General features: G+C 61.5%; 18 protein-coding genes. 10 read left to right on the top strand and 8 right to left on the bottom strand.

Features of this window, described 5'->3' with window-relative positions; genetic code table 11:
- Positions 1-43: 43 nt before the first annotated feature.
- Positions 44-805, bottom strand: a complete 762-nt coding sequence (locus NKF26_RS14715; RefSeq protein ID WP_253225836.1) for an IclR family transcriptional regulator — start codon at positions 803-805, stop codon at positions 44-46.
- Positions 806-1,070: 265 nt separating this feature from the next.
- Here NKF26_RS14715 and NKF26_RS14710 point away from each other — a divergent pair, with 265 nt between their 5' ends.
- Positions 1,071-1,487, top strand: coding sequence for a helix-turn-helix domain-containing protein (locus tag NKF26_RS14710; RefSeq protein WP_253225835.1), 417 nt, complete (start codon positions 1,071-1,073; stop codon positions 1,485-1,487).
- Between the two features lie 218 nt (positions 1,488-1,705).
- Here NKF26_RS14710 and NKF26_RS14705 read toward each other — a convergent pair whose 3' ends face one another.
- On the bottom strand, positions 1,706-2,383 hold the full coding sequence (locus NKF26_RS14705) for an MBL fold metallo-hydrolase (RefSeq protein ID WP_253225834.1): 678 nt from the start codon (positions 2,381-2,383) through the stop codon (positions 1,706-1,708).
- A 75-nt stretch (positions 2,384-2,458) separates the two neighbouring features.
- The gene (locus tag NKF26_RS14700) at positions 2,459-3,019 is read right to left on the bottom strand and encodes a metal-dependent hydrolase (protein WP_253234514.1); all 561 of its coding nucleotides are present in this window, start codon (positions 3,017-3,019) and stop codon (positions 2,459-2,461) included.
- Between the two features lie 254 nt (positions 3,020-3,273).
- Here NKF26_RS14700 and NKF26_RS14695 point away from each other — a divergent pair, with 254 nt between their 5' ends.
- From NKF26_RS14695 to NKF26_RS14670, 6 genes are all read left to right on the top strand, one after another.
- Positions 3,274-3,549 carry a hypothetical protein gene (locus tag NKF26_RS14695; protein ID WP_253225832.1) on the top strand — a complete coding sequence of 92 codons (276 nt, stop codon included), beginning with the start codon at positions 3,274-3,276 and terminating at the stop codon, positions 3,547-3,549.
- Complete coding sequence (locus NKF26_RS14690; RefSeq protein WP_253225831.1) at positions 3,550-4,653, top strand: DUF4350 domain-containing protein; 1,104 nt, start codon at positions 3,550-3,552, stop codon at positions 4,651-4,653.
- 130 nt (positions 4,654-4,783) lie between these two features.
- Positions 4,784-5,785, top strand: a complete 1,002-nt coding sequence (locus tag NKF26_RS14685) for a Cdc6/Cdc18 family protein (RefSeq protein WP_253225830.1) — start codon at positions 4,784-4,786, stop codon at positions 5,783-5,785.
- Positions 5,786-5,948: 163 nt separating this feature from the next.
- Positions 5,949-6,233 carry a hypothetical protein gene (locus NKF26_RS14680; RefSeq protein ID WP_253225829.1) on the top strand — a complete coding sequence of 95 codons (285 nt, stop codon included), beginning with the start codon at positions 5,949-5,951 and terminating at the stop codon, positions 6,231-6,233.
- A 106-nt stretch (positions 6,234-6,339) separates the two neighbouring features.
- A complete protein-coding gene (locus NKF26_RS14675; protein WP_253225828.1) occupies positions 6,340-8,178 on the top strand; it encodes an MBL fold metallo-hydrolase in 1,839 nt (612 codons plus the stop codon).
- Between the two features lie 99 nt (positions 8,179-8,277).
- Positions 8,278-9,579, top strand: a complete 1,302-nt coding sequence (locus NKF26_RS14670; protein ID WP_253234513.1) for a glycoside hydrolase family 68 protein — start codon at positions 8,278-8,280, stop codon at positions 9,577-9,579.
- A 1-nt stretch (position 9,580) separates the two neighbouring features.
- On the opposite strand, the gene NKF26_RS14665 is transcribed toward NKF26_RS14670, so the two are convergent.
- Complete coding sequence (locus tag NKF26_RS14665) at positions 9,581-11,734, bottom strand: GH32 C-terminal domain-containing protein (RefSeq protein ID WP_253234512.1); 2,154 nt, start codon at positions 11,732-11,734, stop codon at positions 9,581-9,583.
- 124 nt (positions 11,735-11,858) lie between these two features.
- Here NKF26_RS14665 and NKF26_RS14660 point away from each other — a divergent pair, with 124 nt between their 5' ends.
- The gene (locus NKF26_RS14660; RefSeq protein ID WP_253234511.1) at positions 11,859-12,638 is read left to right on the top strand and encodes an SDR family oxidoreductase; all 780 of its coding nucleotides are present in this window, start codon (positions 11,859-11,861) and stop codon (positions 12,636-12,638) included.
- 149 nt (positions 12,639-12,787) lie between these two features.
- Here NKF26_RS14660 and NKF26_RS14655 read toward each other — a convergent pair whose 3' ends face one another.
- Positions 12,788-15,169: a xanthine dehydrogenase family protein molybdopterin-binding subunit gene (locus NKF26_RS14655; protein WP_253234510.1), complete on the bottom strand. Its 2,382-nt coding sequence runs from the start codon at positions 15,167-15,169 to the stop codon at positions 12,788-12,790.
- Positions 15,170-15,431: 262 nt separating this feature from the next.
- Positions 15,432-15,815, bottom strand: a complete 384-nt coding sequence (locus NKF26_RS14650) for a HalOD1 output domain-containing protein (RefSeq protein WP_253225823.1) — start codon at positions 15,813-15,815, stop codon at positions 15,432-15,434.
- A gap of 347 nt (positions 15,816-16,162) precedes the next feature.
- On the opposite strand from NKF26_RS14650, the gene NKF26_RS14645 reads away from it, so the two are divergent.
- Complete coding sequence (locus NKF26_RS14645; protein ID WP_253225822.1) at positions 16,163-16,588, top strand: hypothetical protein; 426 nt, start codon at positions 16,163-16,165, stop codon at positions 16,586-16,588.
- Between the two features lie 47 nt (positions 16,589-16,635).
- Here the strand turns inward: NKF26_RS14645 and NKF26_RS14640 are convergent, their stop codons facing one another.
- Complete coding sequence (locus NKF26_RS14640) at positions 16,636-17,544, bottom strand: M48 family metallopeptidase (RefSeq protein WP_253225821.1); 909 nt, start codon at positions 17,542-17,544, stop codon at positions 16,636-16,638.
- 622 nt (positions 17,545-18,166) lie between these two features.
- Complete coding sequence (locus tag NKF26_RS14635; protein ID WP_253225820.1) at positions 18,167-18,973, bottom strand: transcriptional regulator TbsP; 807 nt, start codon at positions 18,971-18,973, stop codon at positions 18,167-18,169.
- Positions 18,974-19,344: 371 nt separating this feature from the next.
- Between NKF26_RS14635 and NKF26_RS14630 the strand changes: the two genes are divergently transcribed.
- Complete coding sequence (locus tag NKF26_RS14630; protein WP_253234509.1) at positions 19,345-20,358, top strand: alcohol dehydrogenase catalytic domain-containing protein; 1,014 nt, start codon at positions 19,345-19,347, stop codon at positions 20,356-20,358.
- Positions 20,359-20,512 lie beyond the last annotated feature (154 nt).

Below are 20,512 nucleotides of genomic sequence, written 5' to 3'. Positions count from 1 at the left end.
TGGGCACGGGAGATAATTCTTTGCCCCCGCGAATCAGGTCGAATCAGCTGTACTTGATGTCCAGCGCCAGTTGATTGGCCGTACTCTCGACCTGCGCGATGATCTCGTTGTCGAACCCGGTGTTTCCCAATCGTTTCGTCGGCGCGGAGATACTGACCGCGCCGAGAACGTCGCCGTCGAGACGAACGGGTGCGCCGATGCAGGTGAGTCCCTCCGTCCGCTCCTCGTGGTCGGTCGCATAGCCACGCTCTCGGATCACTTCGAGTTCCTCGAAGAGGGCCTCCCGGTCCGTTATCGTGTGGTCGGTCGCTTTCGGGAGCCCCCACTTGTCGAGTATTTCCTCGACGCGTTCGCGCGGGAGATAGGCGAGGATCGCCTTTCCGATGCCGATGTTGTGGAGTCGAATCCGATAGCCGACGTACGTATCGAGATTGACCGCGTAATCCCCCCTCGATTGGAACAGATAGACGCCTCGTCCGCCTTCTTCGGTCATCAGGTTCGCCAACATACCGGTATCCGCCGCCAACTGGTTTACCTTCGACCGACCTAGCTGATACAGCGGAAACTGGTTTCGCCGGTGCCCGCCGATCGAGAGGAACTTCAGCGTGAGCCGATACTCTTCCCCCACCTTTTCGACGTATCCGTGTTCCCGGAGCGTGCTCAAGTGATTGTGTATTCCACTCTTGCTCATGTCGACCTCCGCTTCGAGTTCTCCGAGGCTAGCCTGATCGACGGCATCGAGATGATCGACGAGACCGAGCGTCTTCTCGGTCGTCCGCACCGGGTGATTGGCTTGCTTTTCCATGGTACTAGTATGTATTCCCATGGTATATATTTTCATATTGAAAACGAACTCGTTCGATTGACCGACTCGGATCGTTCCGGAACTCCCCGCCCCGTTTCTTCGACGATCGTCACCGGTCTCCACCGTCACTCTGTTACATCGATATCATTGTAATGACTGTCTCGGGTGATCGATACGGTGCGATCATGATGTCGCAGCGATTCTCCCCGATATCCAGATCAACTATCCCAAAACTATTTACCCACTCTCTCTGTTGTACAGGACGATGGCACAACTGGAGGACGTCTCGACGGCCGCGCTTCGGGAGGCACTGCAGGACGCGGACGACGCCACCACCACGAAACGGATCATGGTCGCGATCGCGTACAAACAGGGCGTCTCACAGACGGAGTTGGCCGACTGGTACGGCCTCTCCCGCAAGACCATTTATAACTGGCTGCAACGATTCGAGGAGGAATCCATCCGGAACGCGGCCAGCGACAAGCCTCGTTCCGGTCGGCCGCCGAAGCTCGGGGGGGGAAGAACGGGACGAACTCCTTCGGTTGCTACGGAACTCCCCCAAAGCGGCCGGTTACGACGCAGAGGAGTGGAACATCCCGCTCGTCCAGCGTCTCGTGGCGGAGCAGTTCGACGTCGCGTATTCGCGCACCAGTGCGTATCGAATCCTGTCCTCTGTGAGTAATTAATTTTCGAACTCACATCGTAGTGAACTCTTCACCGGAGTCGGGAAGGTATTCGATGATACCCCGATGAGCACCGACCTCGCTGATCGTCGTTTGAAACGCATCGACGACGGTCACGATGTCGCGGTTGAGTTCGTGCCGAGTTCATGTCCGGCTAGTAGTGGAAACGGTGGGGTCCGATCACGGTCTAGCTGGAGGGGAACGTCCGTCGAAGCGGTTACCGATCCGCAAGCAGCGCCTCGATCCGCTCCGTTCCGTCCTCGACGTAGCCACCGTGAAAGCAGACCGCGTGGTCGATGCCGTGGGTCGCAATCGTTTCGACGCTCCCCCACGCCGTTTCCATCTCGGGGGTTGCGCCTTCGCGTGGGCCGACGAGTTCGCCTTCGGGCGCGTTGAGCGCGTCTGCCGTGATCAACAACTCCTCTTCGGGGAAGTAACAGGAGACGTGCCCCGGCGTGTGTCCGGGCGTGTGGATGATCTCCATCGGCCCGGCGTCGGTCGTGAACGTCTCGTCACCGGTAAGACGGACATCGATCGTCGTCGGATCGATCGCCATGGGGCGTTCCTCGCTCGATTTCAGCAGTTCCTTTTCGCCCTCGATGTACGGCGCGTCCGCTTCGTGTGCGAACACGACGGCGTCGGTTCGTTCGACGACCGCCGCGAGACAGCCAGCGTGGTCGATATCCTGATGCGTGAGGACGACCGCCCACGTGTCGTCGAGGTCCAGCCCTTCGTCATCGAGCGCACCGGTGAGGTCATCGATACCGTCGGGCATCCCGACGTCGAGAAGGAGGAGGCCACGCGGCGTCTCGACGGCCGTCGGGGTGAGCGTCATCTCTCGGTCGCCGAGCGAGACATCTATCGGAAGATCGTACACTCCGTTTGGAAGCGCCATACCCGTGATTGTCCAGCAACCTGCTTGAACCCCATCGCTTCCGGCCAGCGCTTCCCCTTTCCCGTCTCACGTTCGTCACCGTTCTCCGAAATGGTCCTGCGTCATTCCCGACCACAGGTCACGCAGTTCGGCAATTCCCGGAGAGCCATCGGCGATCCAGACGCCGAGCGCGATCCCGGCGAGCGCGAACTGAAGGAGGACGAACGGGGTCAGGCCGAAGTTCGCGAAATGAGCGGAAAAGCTCTTTGACGTCTCGTACGACGGGGGGGAAAGGACGGGCCACAGCAGGAAGCTCACGTCCGCGAGTCTCCCTTGCAGAAGCGGATGCACGGAATCCATCGCGAGGTGACTCAGGTAGCCGATGGCGAACGCACCCAGCGGAATCCGCCTTTCGGATCGACGAGCGCCGATCCACAGCAGTCCGAGGAGCAGTGTGGCTGTCAACAAGGAGTGCGTTAACGTTCGTCCGGTCGGAAGTACGGCAAACGTCCACGCGAGCGGTTTGTCGACCAAATCCGGAAACTGCGTGCCGAACGCGACTGCGACCGTTCCGACTGCGGACGGTGAACGGTCATCGGCTCGGCACCAGAACGAATACAGGAGATAGCCGACGGCGAGGTGTCCCCATGGCCACATGCTTTCCCCTTTTTCGACGACCGTGTTAGGAACTTCGGCTTCCAACCGAACGTTCGGTGTGGTGCGACCGAGGGAGCGATATCGATGGCCAACGATAACCGCTGATGACGTCAATTGAGGATGCAGACCACCGATAATCGCCGGTGGCGTTAACTGGCGACGCCCACCGACGATCATATAAATTACACTATTTATCGAAGATGAACTATGTTCGACCGATACTTTGGTAAGCCAGCTTCCTGTGTTATTAGTAGATGTCAACTCGACGCCGCCAACGGTTCGTTCACGGGCAGGTCGCGTGGATGCTCGTCTCCCTCCTCGGGTTGGCGGTGCTGCACGCCCTCTCGTTGGAGTTGTTTTTCGTTCTCTCGCTCGTCGGACTGCTCGTCATCATCGAACTCACGGCACCGTTCAACGTAACGCCGACGTGGCGACGACGGCTGAAGTGGTTCATCCTCGTCGGACTCGTCGTCTTCGTCGTCATCCTCGCCCGTCATGTCTTGGCGGTCCTTCCGTCGGGGGTATTCTAAGTGAAACGACCGTCCGATTACCCGATGCCGACGCGCGTCCTCGGCGCGTTCGCCCTCGTGGTCGTCGTCGGTCTGCTCGTCACAGCTTCCACGTCGAGCGCCTCGTTCGGCGCGTACAATCACGCGTGGGACGGCACGAGCGACCTCCGCGGCGTCGCATCGGAGACGAGTGGGACCTCGCAAATCGCCCACGATACCGCCGCCTATTCGCGTGTGACTCCCAACGGCACCGTCGGAATCATCCTCTCGCCGGACGAGAACTACTCGGCTACCGACCGCGCTCGCCTTCGACGATTCGTGCGGCAGGGCGGAACGCTGCTCGTCGCGGGTGATTACGGGGGACGGACGAATCGGCTGCTCTCGGCGCTGGGGACCGACGCCCGCCTCGACGGCCGCCCGGTCCGCGACGACCAGCGACAGTACCGTTCCCCCGCGTTACCGGTTGCGGACAACGTGTCGAACCGCTCGCCCGTGGCGAACATCTCGGCGCTCACGCTCAATCACGGTACCGTCGTTACCCCAGGAAACGCGACGGTGCTCGTCAGCACGTCCGAGTACGCCTATCTCGACACGAACGGCAACCGGAAACTGGACGACGACGAGACGATTTCCTCGATGCCCGTCGCAACCGTCGAACGGGTCGGCGAGGGGCGCGTGTTCGTCGTCAGCGACTCCAGCATCATGATCAACACGATGCTCGGCCGGTCGGACAACCGGGCGTTCGTCCGTGCTATCCTCGACGGGAACCGGACTGTCCTGCTCGATTACTCACACACGGCCCGGCTCCCGCCGCTCGCGCTCGCCGTCTTGACGCTTCGGGAATCCGCGCTGTGGCAACTGTTCGTCGGGTGCGGGTGTCTCTCCTTCGTTCTCCTCTGGGCGCAGCGACCGGAGAGTGCGACTCGCCGATGGAACTCGCTCGTCGCTCGAATTTCCACGTCCGACGCCCGAACGACGACGATGTCGCCGAATCGGTCGATCGATGCAACCCCATCGTTGTCCGAATCGGCGATGGTCGACTACCTACGGGAGCAACACCCGGACTGGGAGACCGAACGTATCGAGCGTATCGTCGCGGCGTATCGTGAGGAACGGTCCGATTGATGGTCGATACTGCTGACGCAGGTGATGTCCCGGACGCCGCTGATGCGGCCAATAGTCCCGACGACGTTTTCGGAAGAATCGGAAACCGCCCACTTCCGTTTATTATGACGGCCGGAATACACACTCTCATATGATTCACGATGCTCGCGTCCTGCAACCACAGTTCGTTCCCGAAGAGGTCGAGCATCGAAACGAGGAAATCAACACGTTATCGAACACGCTCAAACCCATCATGGACGGGCAGAACGGCGAAACCTCGCTCCTGTTGGGCCCGTCGGGCGCGGGAAAGACCTGTATCGCCAAGTTCACCACCGACCGGTTGCGCGAGAACGTCCTCGACATCAACCGACAGTACGTCAACTGTTGGCAGGACTACACGCGGTTTCAGGTGCTCTATCGGATCCTCGAAGGCATCGGCCGAACCGTCAACATCCACCGTCGCTCGACGCCGAAGGACGAACTCCTCGACCGCCTCCAGCGGTACGACGGGCCGCAGTTCGTCGTCATCCTGGACGAAGTCGACCAACTCGAAGACAAAAGCGTTCTCTACGATCTGTATCGAATGCCGACGATTTCGATGGTACTCATCACGAATCACGAGGACGAACTGTTTTCACACCTCGACGGTCGCTTGGCGAGTCGGCTTCGGACGTGCGTTCGGGTTCCGTTCGAGAAGTACCACCTCGACGAACTCGTCTCGATCCTCCGTGCCCGCGCCCAGTGGGGACTTTCGGAAGACGCAATCGGAAACCGCCAACTCGAACTGATCGCCGACGCGGCGGCGGGCGACGCACGGATCGCGATCGGGATCCTCAGGAATGCGGCACGTCGCGCCGAGCAGGGCGACGCCGACCACATCACGTGCGATATCGTCCGGGAAGCGATACCGGACGGACGCCACGAAGTCCGGCAGAAAACCATCGACCAACTCAACTCCCATCAACGCGCCCTCTACGACATTTTGGACGAAACCGGCGAACTCGCGCCGGGCGACCTGTACGATGCGTACCGGGAGCGCGTCGAGAACCCGAAGACGAACCGAACGGTTCGAAATCACCTCTCGAAGATGGAACATTATCGGCTCGTCGTCGCCGAGGGAAAGAACCGAGCGCGGACCTATCGACTGCGCTGATATCGAGTTTCGGAAGCGTCGGAAACGACCCGGTCTTGCCTATGGTTCCGGCGGGGGATAGAGTAATTGTGATGACAGCACAGCACGCATCGACGGTTTCGCCCCTCGAAAATGGAATCGACACCACGCGCTACGAGGTGGCTCACGGAATCGAGGTGCGCCCATGAGTCGAACGACCACGACGTACCGAGACCTGCTCCGCGCGATGGAAAGCCGCTGGACGGCGTATCGACGCGGTCTCCGGCGCGACGACCAGTTGGTGTTCGACCGACTTTTCGAGTTCGCACGCGCACACGCCGACGCGAGCGGGCGCCAGCACTCCCACCAACATCCCCAACCCGTGGAGATTCCCGCACTGTTCTCCATGCTCCTCGAACAGCAACGACAGATCGAGGACCTCGAAGACCGACTCGACCACCTGGAGCGTGATCTGAACGACGTGGAATGACCGCGCATCCCATGGACGGGTTTATGATCGCGGCATTCCGTTTTTTTACTGCTTGGTGCCGAGCGTCGTTTACTTCGAACGACGCTCGGCGTACGAGCGCGAAACAATGACCGAATTTGACACTGACACGCCGTGGCTTCCGGCCGACGCGGGACCGGAGTTCGACCCGCTCGAACACTTCGACGCTCTTCCGGACGGGAACACCCCGCTGGTCGTCACGCCGCGCGGCGGCGCACGCGAAGTCGGACGGAGTTGCTACCAAGTCGATACGGAACACGCGACGTACCTCGTCGATTGTGGTTTGCGCCAAGGGTCCGGCGAGACGTTTCCCGACTTCCGGGGCCTGTCGCTCGAAGGGGTGGACGCCGTGTTCCTCACGCACGCGCACATCGACCACTGCGGTGGGCTCCCCGTCCTCGAAGCGAACGGGCTGTTGGACGACGACGCGCCGATTCTGGCCACGCCGCCGACCATCGCCCTCGCAAAGCTCCTCCTCGAAGATTCGCTCCATATCCACAGGCGTGAGACACAGCGTTCCGGTACCGAACAGCGGTTCGACCGGCAACACGTCGATGCGGTCTTCGAACGCTTCGAACCGGTGGACTACGGCGGCGGCCGCGTCGAGCCGTTCGCCCCGACACCCGACGAGGAACCGCTGGTCTTCCAGTACGGGAACGCGGGCCATCTCCTCGGTTCGGCGTGGCTCATGCTCCAGACGGGCGGCTACCGAGTCGTCTTCTCGGGGGATATCGGCGGGCGTGCGACTCATCTGCCGGACGTCCAGTCACCGCCCGGCGCGGACGTTCTCCTGACGGAGTCCACGTACGGCAGCCAGCACAGTCACACGTCGATGCACGACGCGCGGTCGGGGCTGTTCGCCGCCGTCGCGCAGGCCGTCGAAAACCGCCAACCCGTTCTCATCCCGACGTTCGCGGTCGGCCGGGCACAACTCCTCCAACTGCTGTTCAAGGAGCGGTTTACGTCACATCCGGGCGACATCGGCTCACGGGTACAACTCGTCGTGGACGGGATGGCCCAGGACGCGACCGAGATCTATCACGAGTACGTACTGGACGACACGTACATGGACGAGTCCATCGTCAACCGCGCGAAAAACAGCGGGCAGGACCGCCCCTTCCTCCCGGACGGTGCCGGGTTTCCGCGGAACGACGAGGAGCGACGGGAACTGCTCACCGATACGGACCCGCTGTCGGGTGGGACCGTCCCCGTCGTCATCGCGCCTTCCGGGATGCTGACCGGCGGGCATTCCCCGCGGTATCTCGTCGAGTTCGCGGCCCGGTTCGAGGACGCGAAGGTGTTCCTCACCGGCTATCAGTCGAAGGGGACGACCGGGCGGACGCTCCAGAACTACCTCGACGCAGGCGAGGACGAAGTGACGATCACGACGGACGCGACGCCGTTCGGGACGGACTGGCCGAGTTCCGATTCCGTGGCGTGGACGCGCGTCGAGACCGACGACGGGTTCGAGCGGACCACCCGAGCGACCGTTCCGACGGAATGGATCGAAACGGTGGACGGCCTCAGCGCCCATGCCGCACAATCCGGCTTGTTGAAGTTCGCCCGGGCCGTCGAACCGTCGACGGTGGCCATGGTTCACGGTCCCGACTACGCACAGGATCACCTCGCCCGTCACTTCGGAAAGAACCTCGATAGCGCGAAGCAGGTGACCAGATCACGGCTCCTTACCCCGATTCCGGTCTCTCGCGATATCGAACTCGACACGCCGACGTTGACGCCCGAACAGTTCGAACGCGGTCCCGACCGCCTCCGAAATCAAGTGAAGACGCTCCACACGGAGGTCGCGTCGCTGAACGAGGAACTCGCCGCGCTTCGACACGACGAAGGGACGTGGAGTGAGTCGGCCCTTCGTCGTCTCGTTCGGGAGGAGATACGGGAGGCCATCGATACGGACGGGGACACGTAACCTCCGTCCCACGTCTGCGGTAAAGACCCTCCCGAACGGACTTCCGATCCGAAAGAGGAGGGAAGCTTTAGTCGGTGAAGTAAGAAGGAGAGGATATCCATGTCCCGTCCGGACGAGTACAGGCGGTCAAAGTGGACGCGTGACCACGCGTCCCGACTTCGTCGTACGCCCGACACCGTGGCACCGATCATCTACCCGCCCGAACGGGCTATCTCCGAGGAGTACCACCTCTGGGACACGTGGTTTCTCCGCGAGCGCGACGGCTCGATCGCCGAGGTGGACGGCTATCGAGTGGCGTTCTCGCTCTCCGCTTCGTCGTCGCTCCTTCCCGGAAAACGGCACGACGAAGCGCGCATCCGGTACTTCTACTCGACGGACGGGCGCGAGTGGACTTACGGCGGACCGATTTTCCCCGAGGGGGAGGCGTTCGGCTCCCGACAGTGGGCGGGGTCGGCCCTGCTGGACGATGACGGCACCGTGTACGCCTACTACACCGCCGCTGGTCACCGTGACGAACCCGAACTCACGTACGAACAACGGATCTGCGTCGGAGCGGGTGGCACCGTTTCGACGGACGAACACGGACTGGCCATCGACGGCCCGTGGGAGCAGTCGGTTCTCTTCGAACCGGACGGGGTACGGTACCAGACACAGGAACAGTCGAATCGCCAGAACGGTCCCATCTACACGTTTCGCGATCCCTGGTTCTTCGAGGACCCCGCGACGGGAGAGTCGTATCTCCTCTTCGAGGGCAACACCCCGATAGACGACCCCGACCCGGAACGGACGTACAACGGCTGTATCGGCATCGCACGCTCGGAAACGGGCGACCCGACCGACTGGCAGCCGCTCGATCCGATCCTCGACGCCGAACGCGTGAATCAGGAACTCGAACGGCCACACATCGTCGTCCGGAACGGGCGCTACTACCTCTTCACCCCGAGCCATCTCCACACGTTTGCGCCCGGGATGAGCGGCTTCGACGCGCTCTACGGCTTCGTCGCCGACTCCGTCTTCGGACCGTACGAACCCCTCAACGAGACCGGTCTCGTCGTGGCGAACCCCGAGAACGCCCCGTTTCAGGCGTACTCGTGGTTGGCTTTCTCCCACGGCGACGAAATCCTCGTCACGTCCTTTTTCAACTACTTCGACCTTAACGGCCTCTCGCTCGACGACGTGGCGCTCCTCCCCGAACCCGAGCAGTTCCGCCGATTCGGCGGGACGTACGCGCCGACGCTCCGATTGCAGGTCGGGGGCGACCGAACCCGAATCTGGGGCGAACTCGACTACGGGCAAATCCCTCTCGAACGCGAGTCGCTGACCCCTCCCGATCACATTCGCTATCGCGGGTCGGGAGGCGACGGTGAGGACGAGGACGGCAACGATAACGGCAACTACTGATTCAGTCGTCGCCCACCTCGACGGTCGACCCGACACCCGCCGACGAGGTGGCGGAAGCGTCGAGTTCCCACGCGTCGAGGGTCACGATGCGGGCATCCCCGCCTGCGGCGTAGAGCGAAACGCCGTCGGCGTCCGCGCGAGTCGGATAGATCCGTCCCGTGAGACAGCGCCGTTCGTTCGCGAACACTTCGATGACTGACCCGTCGATGAACACCCTGAGGTCGACCCTTCCCTCCCCGTCGAGCGGCATCCGTATCGGGTCGTCGGCCGTCTCCGGGTGGAGGCTCGACGTGGAGCGTTCGAGGATGAGTTCGTCCCGGCGGACGTGCAACGGCGTCCGCTCCTCGCCGTCCACGGTTTCCCGGAGAACGATGCCCACCTCGTCGGCGGTACCGAGGTCCAGTGAGACAGCGAGTTCGAGCGCCTTGCCGCGTGTTTGGAGCACCTCACGGTGGCCGTCGGAGAGTCCCCGGGATTCGAACCCGTGATGGCCGCCACGAAGCGATTCGACCTCGGCGGCGGGTCGTTGGCGCAGTTCGCCGTCCTCGATGTCGAGGACTCGCGGGAGCGAAAGCGCTCCGGACCACCCCGCGTCCCACTGTGCGCGCTCGCTCCGGGCTTCCTTCAGCCATCCGAACGTGAGCAGCCGTCCCGAACCATCCCGTAGCGTTTGTGGGGCATAAAAGTCGCCGTAATCGAGTATCCCGGACGTTTCGCGTTCGAAGCGCGCATCGCGCACGGTCCCGAGGAAGTAGCGCACGTGCTCGTAGTTCGAGACGTGGAGCAGGCGCTTCTCGCCGAAGTCGAGGAGTTCGGGGCACTCCCACATGTGGCCTTCCGCTTCCGACTCGGCCGTGTACAGTGGCCCGAGATACGTCCAGTCGAGGAGGTCGTCCGAGCGGTAGAGGAGTGCCGTCCCACCCACACCCGCGATACCAGAGCCGATGAGCTGATACCACGAGCCGTTTTCGCGCCAAACGGAGTGGTCGCGGAACTCGGCGTCCCAGTGGTCGGTCGAGAGGATATCGAGTTCGACCGGTGGCTCGGCCACGACCGGGTTCTCGGGGTCCTTTTTCCACACGTCGAGCGTTTCATCGACCGCCGTCGCGAGACACGGGAGTTGGCGTCCGTCGCGCCCGCCCGTGTAGAGCATGTGAACCATCCCGTCGTCGTCGATTGCACATCCCGACCAGCAACCGTCGCGGTCGGGACCGTCGGGGTTGGGCGTGAGCGCGACGGGACGGTCCTCCCAGTGGACGAGGTCCTCGCTCGTCGCGTGCCCCCAGTGAATCGTGTCGTGGTAGGGTCCGCCCGGATTGTACTGATAGAACGCGTGATACGTGCCGTTCCACTCGATGAGGCCGTTCGGGTCGTTCAACCAATTCGCGGGTGGTGTGAGGTGGTAGCTCGGACGGTCGTAGTCGTCACGAAAGTCGGTCCGCATCGCGGCGAGGTCCGCGGCGGCCTTCGGCCGCCCGACGAGACCGTCGTCGGCATTTTCCCCGAGAAAACGAAGACATCCTGCGAGGAAGGTTTCGCGGCCGCCGTCCGCGCCGTGAGCGTCGAATTCGACGTTCGCACCGACGCCGAGAACCGTCCCCGTTCCTGGTTTCCATTCGACGACGGACACCTCGTCCGGGCGGTCGATGTCCCCTCGGACGGTCCCCGCGAGGACGTCCGCGCGTTCCGGGAGGACCTTGTCGTATCGCGCAAACGACTGCGTGTCGCCACCGCCACGGGTGTGGAACCGAACGTCGTCGAAGGCGGCGACCGCCGGATGGTCGGCGTACTGGGTCTTCCACAGCGGACCGACGGGCGTCTCGACCGGTTCCGTTCCCACGGCGTCCGGTGCTACCGGGTCGACCCCGAGCGCTTCGACCGCGGTCAACGCCTGGCCGGTCAACAGCAGGGTGCCCCCGCGCTCGAAATAGGCGGCAAACACGTCGGCCGCCTCGGCGATAGTTTGCGGGTTCACCGGTGTATCACGGTGCCACCAGAGGACGTCGTATTCCTCGAAATCACCGTCGTGGCGGTCCGTAACCGGGACACGCTCGACGGCACCCAGTTCGGTCGTCGCCCAATCGAGCGCCGACTGTTGCTCGAAAGAGAGGTCGTCACAGTGCAGGAACCCGATGGTCGGAGACGACGGTACCATTGACAGTACATATCGGCGCACGTCATATAATGGACACGGCTCGTTCGATGATACGAAATGACGATTCGACGCCGCCAAGCAGGCCGCAGCAACATTGACAACGAATGACATCATCTAGCCTCGTATGGATGGGATGCTTGGGGGACGGTCAGCGGTCGTAACGGGTGCTGCAAGTGGAATCGGTCGAGCCATCGCACGAACGTTCGCCGAACAGGGGGCCGACGTCGTCGTCGCGGACGTGCGGGACGACCCCCGTGAGGACGGGGCGAAGACCCACGAACGGATCGAGGAGGAGACCGACGCGCACGCCGTCTTCGTCCAGTGTGACGTCAGCGACCCCGCTGCCGTGACGGCGGCCGTCGACACGGCCGTGGACGAGTTCGGCGGCATCGACGTGATGGTGAACAACGCGGGTATCGTCGGCCCGACCGCTCCGGTGACCGACATCGACCCGGACGCGTACCAGCGACTGCTGGATATCAACCTGAACGGCGTGTTTTTCGGCTCACAGGCGGCGGCACGGCGGATGCGCGAGGACGACGGCGGCAGCATCGTGAACGTTTCCAGCATCGCGGGGATTCAGGGCTACAGCGACCTCTCGCCCTACTGTGCGTCGAAAGGCGGTATCAGACTGCTCACGTACTCGCTCGCCGCGGAACTCGGAGCGGACGGGATTCGGGTGAACGCCATCCACCCGGGCGTCATCGAGACGGCGATGACGACCGAGGACGTTCCGACCATCGGCACGGAATCCGGCGAGCAGATGCGCCAATCGATTCCACTGGGGCGATTTGGAACTCCCGACGACATCGCCGACACGGCGCTGTACTTGGCGAGCGACCTCGCAAGTTACGTGACGGGCGAATCGATCATCGTCGATGGCGGGATGGTGAACACGGCGTGAGGCGTTGTTTCGACTGATTCGTGACGCGATAGGTGGAGACCGTCCGAATTGTGACTATCAGCCCGAATTCGGTAGCCGTCACCGGATTAGCAAAACCTCCGTTAGTAAAATCGTGATTAGTAAAATCTAGATTTAGATAATCGGTAGCACTATCCTCCGTTCGCCGTTTCTATCGCCGACCACACCGTCTCGTTGGTCAACGGCATGTCGAGCGTCTCGACCCCGAACGGTTCCAGCGCGTCGAGTACCGCGTTGACGACTGCGGGCATCGAGCCGATGGTGCCCGCCTCGCCCACGCCCTTCACGCCGAGGGCGTTGTTCGGCGACGGCGTCACGGTGCTGTCCCACTCGATGTCGGGGACGCTGATCGTCTTCGGGATCGCGTAGTCCTGCAAGGAAGACGTCGCGAGGTTCCCGTTCGAATCGTAGTGACCGTCCTCGTACAACGCCTGACCGATTCCCTGGACGATCCCGCCGACGATCTGCCCCTCGACCAGTTTCGGATTGACCTGCGGGCCGACGTCGTCGACGGCGAGGTACCGCTGGAACGAGATTTCGCCGGTCTCCGGATCGACTTCCACAATCGCGACGTGGGTACCGAACGGTGCCGTCGATCCCTCCGGTTCGAAGTACACCGACGTCTCTAAGCCGGGATCGACGTCGTCCGGGAGTTTCCGCGGATTATACGCGGCGTTAGCGACGTCTTGGAACGTAACGCCGTACTCCGGTGCGCCTCGGACGTGGAACTCGCCGTCCGAAAACTCGATATCCGCCTCGGACGCTTCGAGCTGATGGGCGGCGATCGTACGGGCCTTCTCCTCTATCCCTCGGGACGCCTTCCGAATGGCGTTCCCCGCCATCGGCAAACTGCGGCTACCGGCGGTTCCTCCCCCTTCGGTGACCTTGTCGGTGTCCCCCTCGACGATTTCGATGGTGTCGTAATCGACGCCCAGTTCGTCGCTCACGATCTGTGCGTAGCTCGTCGCGTGACCCTGCCCCGTATCTTGGGTGCCGGTGTGAACGACGACTTGCCCGTCGGCGTTGACCCTCACTTGGCCGCTCTCGATGCTCCCCGCGGACCCGCCACAGATCTCAACGTACGACGAAATCCCGATACCCAGATACCGTCCGTCGTCCCGGGCACGTTCCTGCCGTTCGAGGAACGCGTCGTACTCGACGAGTTCGAGGGCTCGGTCGAGGGTCTTCTCGTACTCGCCGCTATCGTAGTTCATCCCGAGGCCGGTCTCGACCGGGAACGCCTCCGGCGGAATGAAGTTTCGGCGACGGAATTCGACCGGGTCCATGTCGAGTTCGCGGGCGCAGGCACTCGCCAGTCGTTCGATGATGTACGCCGCCTCCGGTCGACCGGCACCGCGGTAGGCCGATATCGGGGCCGTGTTGGTCATCACCCCGCGAACGGTGACGTGTCCGACGTCGATGTCGTAGGCCCCACAGAGCATCCCGGCGGTTCCCTTCGGAATGCCGACGCCACCGACCGTGGGATAGCCGCCGAGGTCCGCGTCGATATCCCCTCGAAGTGCCACTATGTGTCCCGATTCGTCCAGCGCAGCCTCGATGGTGGTTCGCTGTCGGCGAGCGTGAACCATCGATTGGAAGTCGTCGGTCCGGCGGGCTTGCCACTTGATCGGCCGTTCGAGTTGCATCGAACACCACGCCGTCAGGAGATGACCGGCGTACGGTTGAAGTTTCGCGCCGAAGCCGCCGCCGACGTCCGGCACACGGACGGTGATACGGTGACGAGGTAATCCGAGAACGTCGCCGAGTCGGTTCTGTACTGCATGCGGGTTCTGACTCGATAGCTCGACGGTCAGTTTGTCGTCCGATGGTTGGTACTGGGCGACCGCCGCTCGGGGTTCGATCGCCGTCGGAATCACGCGGTTGTTCGACGGATCGAGCGAGACCGTGTGTGCGGCCCCCGAAAACGCCTCCTCGGTCTCCTCGCGTTCGCCGGTCTCCCACTCGAAGGCGACGTTGTTCGGTGCAGGGTCGTGAATCGTCGGCGCGTCCGACGATACAGCGTCGTCGAGTTCCGGGGCCGCATCGAGTCGTTCGTACTCCACGTCGATCGCATCGAGTGCGTCGAAGGCGGCGTAGCGCTCTTCGGCGACGACCGCCGCGACAGGTTGGCCCTGATATCGGACCCGATCGTCGGCGAGGAGCGGCCGTTTGACGGACGTGTCCTCCTCGTTGGTGCCGTCCTCTTGGAGGTCCTCGGCGTCCAATTCGGCGGCCGGCATCGTGCCATCGAGGCCGGATTCGAGTAAATCGTGGTACGTATAGACGGCGATCACGTCGCTGCGAGCTTCGGCGTCGCTCACGTCGATCGACTCGATTCGGGCGTGAGCGTACTGGCTGCCGAGCAGCGCGAGGTAGCCCATCCCCGGATATTGAATGTCGTCGGTGTACCGAGCATCCCCCGTCAGAAGATGTCGGTCTTCTCGACGCTGAACAGCGGTACCCGTCATCTCGCCGGGCCTGACCTCGTTGTACTCGACCGTGTCTATCTTCATAGCGTCCTCCATGTACGCTGGCCGAACGGTCGATATCGTCGATGATTAACCGTGGGTTTCGTTTGCATGGTGAAGTACTGATTCGTCCAGGCCCATTAACCGACTGATTCCGGTGATCCAAGTGATACGATTCGTCGTTCGGCATTCTCGATACCACGACATCCTCGACCGTCACCGTTCATGGAAACTACCCCCTTCCACTATGTTCATCGAATCGCATCTCGGATACGACATCTCGCACGGTCCCTACCCGTGCTGGTCCCTAGTTGAGTATGGGGTTTCTGTCGCTGTCGCGTCGTGCGCCGAGCGGTTCGTAGATGAGGACGGTGTTGTTACTCCGAACGGTGACGAGATGGTTCTCGATCACGAATCGAACTTCGACGCCGCTCTTTTTCGTTCCGCTCGTCTCGACGAGGTCTTCGAGCGCGTCCGGGTTCACGTACTGGTACAAACTGAGCGAGGTCTGACCGTTCGGCGGTTCCAAAACATCGACGATCGTTTCGATCAGGCTCACGGTTAGCGGCTGGCACGGATCGATCGAACGAACGGCGACCAACGCGTACTGCGGTGGATCGGCTGGGTCCGTGGGCGTGTGCCCGTTTTCGAACCAGTTCGTCGTCTCGGTGATTCTCGTGCCATTAGACATAGTTTCTATTCGTACTCTATCTATTTGAGTAACATGTGCTTACCGCCAAAATTAGTGTAGATAACCTAACAATAATCTGGCGTCCGTCGAAACCAATCCTCGCGTCAACCTACGTGCTCCGAGGCACGTTTATTGAACGTTCAATCAAAGCGCTTTTGTCCGACCGGCTAGTACGTTCAAGGGAGGATGAAGACGAGAACGTCCATGGAGATACTGCGGGCGACGGGGCGTGTCGTCGGAACGTATCCCGAACTGTGGCTTGGCTGGACGTCAGGGGTGGTGGAGTGAATCCCCTGCAGGGATCGAATCTCGGCGAGCGTCTTCCAACAGCGTGGTGATACCTAGTCATGTTAGAAAATCCCAGTGACTCGGATGCGGTTGATCGGTCAGTCGATCTTCCTGACGGATGGTACGAAACAGCCAGTAGCGTCACCGATCCTCGGGCGACCTACGCGTACGACGTAACCGATTCCGCACAGGTCGTCGTCGGTCTCGTGTTTCGTTCCTCGGACGCGTCCGGCGACATCCAACTCCGCGTTTCGGTCGTCGATAGTACGGCGTTGATTCATCGGCACGACTACGTCGTCGACGAATACGACGACACGACGACGGCAATCGAAAAGATGGAAACGTTCATGGAACTGGTCTCATCGACGTTCCACGACGAATTGCACACGAGCGAACGGGTATTCGTGACCGTCGAGGGGATCGTTTCGGAGTTTCCATCGGATACGAGTCTTTGGCACTCGCTTTTTTCCGGCGGAAGGAAATGATCCGAAACGCGGTCACCTCATCGGTGGCTGAAGACTCCCGAGCGGTGTCATGCGACCTGCCGCGGTCGATATGGACTCGCCCACGTGGGGATCTCACAATCGAGTCGGGCGACGCGGTTTTCCATGGACGGATGGGTGGCGAACACCGAAAAGCGGAACGAACGATCCGCGTTCCACGGTATCGGTCCGGCGATGTCCTCCGTGTTGTCGCCGGTTGCGATTGCGGCGACCCGGTAGAGCGCGGCGGCGAGCGTCTCGGGGTCGACGACGTGGGCGGCGTACGCATCCGCGCGGTACTCCTCCAGTCGATTCGCGTACCGACTCAGCGCGAGCGCGAGCGGTTCGATACCGAGACTGCAAACGTAGCGGAGACGGCGGATACGTCGATCATCGATGAACGTCACTGCACTGAACAGCAGCGAGCCGACGGCGGCTACGAACGGACCCCGTCCCGCGAGAAAGACGAGCCAGAACGTGCAGAACCCCAGTATCTGCGGGATGTACGCACGGACCGCGTCCGTGTGAATATCGTTCCCGAGGTGGCCGAGTTCGTGTGCGAACAGCGCCTCGATTCCCGCCCGCCCGACGATCTGCGGGAGCAGCGGATCGAGAGCGACGACTGGTTCGCCATCGTCGTAGCCGACGACGGCACCTGGTGCGTCCATCTCCATGACGACGACCCGAGGGAGGGGCCGACCGGCACGCTCGCAGACGTCGAGGACCGCCCGTTGGACGTCCGGAAACTCGCTGGGGTCGAACGGTCTGGCGTGTTCGTGTTCGAACTCGTAGCGCCCGCCGGAGCGATAGGACAGATACGCGATGACGACGAACACGAGAAGCCCGAAGCCGACGATCGGAAGCGGAGCCCCCGTCCGAACGACGGCCGCAACCGCGAGGAGTGTGGCGGTTAGTAGTCCGAGCGTGATTCCCCACGCTCGAACGACTACTGAACTCATTATATAAACAGACACTCTCGGGGAGAATAATAACCGAATCGGTCAGCGACCAATCGAGCGGCGAACGCTCGCCGTATGGCGAAGACAGTGGGGAGAGTTATCAATCTCAGTACACACTGTCTTCAGACGTATCATAGCGATCGACGGACATCTGTGTCTCTCTCGAGACAAATTACGATACTACCGATTCCGATCTAAACCTGCCGATCTGACAGTCACTGCTGTCTGTTCTCCGGGACGAGTGCGAACACCGCCGTGGAGTGGTGTCTGTAACACGTCTTGATTCATCGGCCATTGTTAGACGAGCGTCAGACATACATCGAGAAAATTCGAAAACACATATATTAATTCTCCAATATATGGATATTATGTTCCGTAGTAACCCTCCAATAAATTCTCTGGGTCAGCCGATCTGTGGTCGCGCTAATCCCATCGCCGACGAGCCGTGTCAATGTGTCGTCCCGTTTCCTGGGAGAGCGTGTCCACAACATAGAACGTGAACCGGACACCGAGTACACGAACGCACTCGTAACTGGCTCTCGAACGGTCGGTCGATCTATCATCTATTCTCGACAGTGACGCTCGCTCTCGAACCCTTCGACGGGGTCGCGTTCACACGAACCTAGCCGCTCACTTGGCCAGCGAGACCCTCGACGTCACCCAAATCGTCCGGTACCAAGATCAACCGAAGTCGTGGCCGACCGACATCGATCGGGACCTTTTCCGTATCGATGAGGCCACGGTCTTCGAGCCGTGTCTTCGTCCGCGAGAAGGTTGCTTTACTCGCGACACCGGTGTCCTCACCCCATTTGCTGATGTCGTAGAGGAGCACCTCGTTGTTCGCCGCCACCAACAAGGCGATGGCCACTTCATCCAACTCGTCGTCTTCGCCGGGAATCGTATCGACCGAGTCGACGACCATCATGAAGTCCTCTTCGACGTCGTCGCCGAAGTCCTCACTGAGCGTTTCCTGGATGCGCGACAGCGGTGGCGTTCGCAGGGAATACACATCCCCGTCCTCCCAGTCGTCCGAAAACGTCGATTGGACGTTTTCGACCAAATCGCCATCCGTCGAGCGAAGCCCCGTCAACTCCCCATCCAACGTGATGACGGTTACGACCTCGTCATCGCTGACGAGCAACGAACTACGTGCGATATCGCCCGTCGTCCGGAGTTCGAGGGAGTCCTGGTCGATCAAATCCGAAACCTGGCTCGCGAGGATGAAATCATCCAGCGACGCTTTCAGCACGTCCGGATCGGCAAGTACCTGCATGTGCGGCAGATCACCGTCGAACGAGGCTGCCGTCAACATCACCGTTTGGAAGACGTTCGGCGCTGGATTGACGATGAGCACCGTGTCTGCGTCTTCGAAGAACGAATCGATCATATCGGCGAATTCCTGGTCCATGACTGTTGCATCTGCGGACATACTTTTTCAAACGAGTAGTGCTTCTATTGTTCTACGCACATTACTACTCGAAGGTCGTTCCTAAAAATAGGAGATGGAACGGAGTAACTCCATGAATTTCGAGCCGAAAAGCCGTTTTGCCACGAGTTTGTACGAAGTCGAATCGTGTCCGATTCGGAGGAAATCTCGGAGATGCTGGGAAGAACGATACTGCCCGTCCTACCGCCAAACCTCGTGAAATCCGACGGTACGAGCGTGCTCCTCCTCCCGACGAACGATCGTTCACGTCCGACGTTGTCGATCATTGAACGTATCGATGACCTCTAGTTATGTGCTTCTACCCCGTTATCCTCCCCTTATCACTAACTACGAGGGGAGCGAACGCCCATTCGATGCGTGTCGCAGCTTTCAATGATCTTTCCGGCCCGGATGGCGTCTCGATAATCAACCGACCGATTCCCGAACCGGGACGTCGAGAGGCGGTGGTTTCGGTCGAGGCGTGTTCGATCAACCGTCACGACCTCTGGATTCTCGAAGGCGACTCCGCGATGGTCGATACGGACGATCTGCCGTTCGTCAGCGGTCTCGATGTCGCCGGAACCGTCCGGGACGTTGGCGATGACGTCCCCGATATCGAACCCGGTGACCGCGTTGTACTCTGCCCGAACGAGACGTGCGGGACGTGTCGCTACTGTCGGGAGGGTCCGGAGAACCTCTGTGAGAACTTCTCCCTCTACCACGGCGGCCTCGCCGAGGCCGCTCGCGTCCAAGCTGACCGCCTCGTTCCGCTCCCGGATTCCGTGGGTATGGTCGAAGCGGCCGCGCTCCCGACGGCCTACATGACCGCGTATCACATGCTCCGTCGGGTCGAAGCCGGTCCGACCGACGTGGTGTTCATCCCCGGCGTGACCGGCGGTGTCGGCGTCGCTGGCGTGCAACTCGCGGCCGTCCTCGATGCACGGAGCGTCGGGACGTCCTCCTCGCGGGCGAAACTCGACCGCCTCGAATCGCTCGGCCTCGACCACCCGGTCGAGGGAACCGACCCGAACGACATCCGGGATTTGGTCGCCGACATCGGACCGGTCGATGGCGTCCTCAACCACCTCGGCGGCGCGTATACCCAACTCGGCTTGGACGTTCTGCGACGCGGTGGCCGAATGGCGGTCTGTGGGCGGACGGCCGGTGGAACGTCCGAGATCGACATACCTGACCTCTTCCTCGGTCACAAACACGTCATCGGCAGCACGATGGGGACACAGGGCGATCTGGAGACGCTCGTCGAACTCGTCGCCGACGGCGCGTTCACACCGGAGATCGACGAAACCTACTCGCTCGAACGAACCGACGCCGCGTTCGCGACGATGCAGGACCGTGAGAGCGTCGGTAAGCTCGTCGTAACGCCGTAGTCGTCATTCCGATCTCTCCCCCGTGATGAGAACCGCTCAACGCGGATAATCGATGCCTACCCCTCACAGCCCGTGCCTACCGGAACGGTTCGTTTTCGTAGCCTTCCCGAAACGTGCAGTAGACTCGGTCCGTCCTCCGATAGGTGGTCCTCCT

Source organism: Haladaptatus sp. AB618, from assembly GCF_024136965.1.
Lineage (GTDB): Archaea > Halobacteriota > Halobacteria > Halobacteriales > Haladaptataceae > Haladaptatus.
Note: the sequence above shows the minus strand (reverse complement) of the source record. Positions and strands in the feature narration are given on the sequence as shown.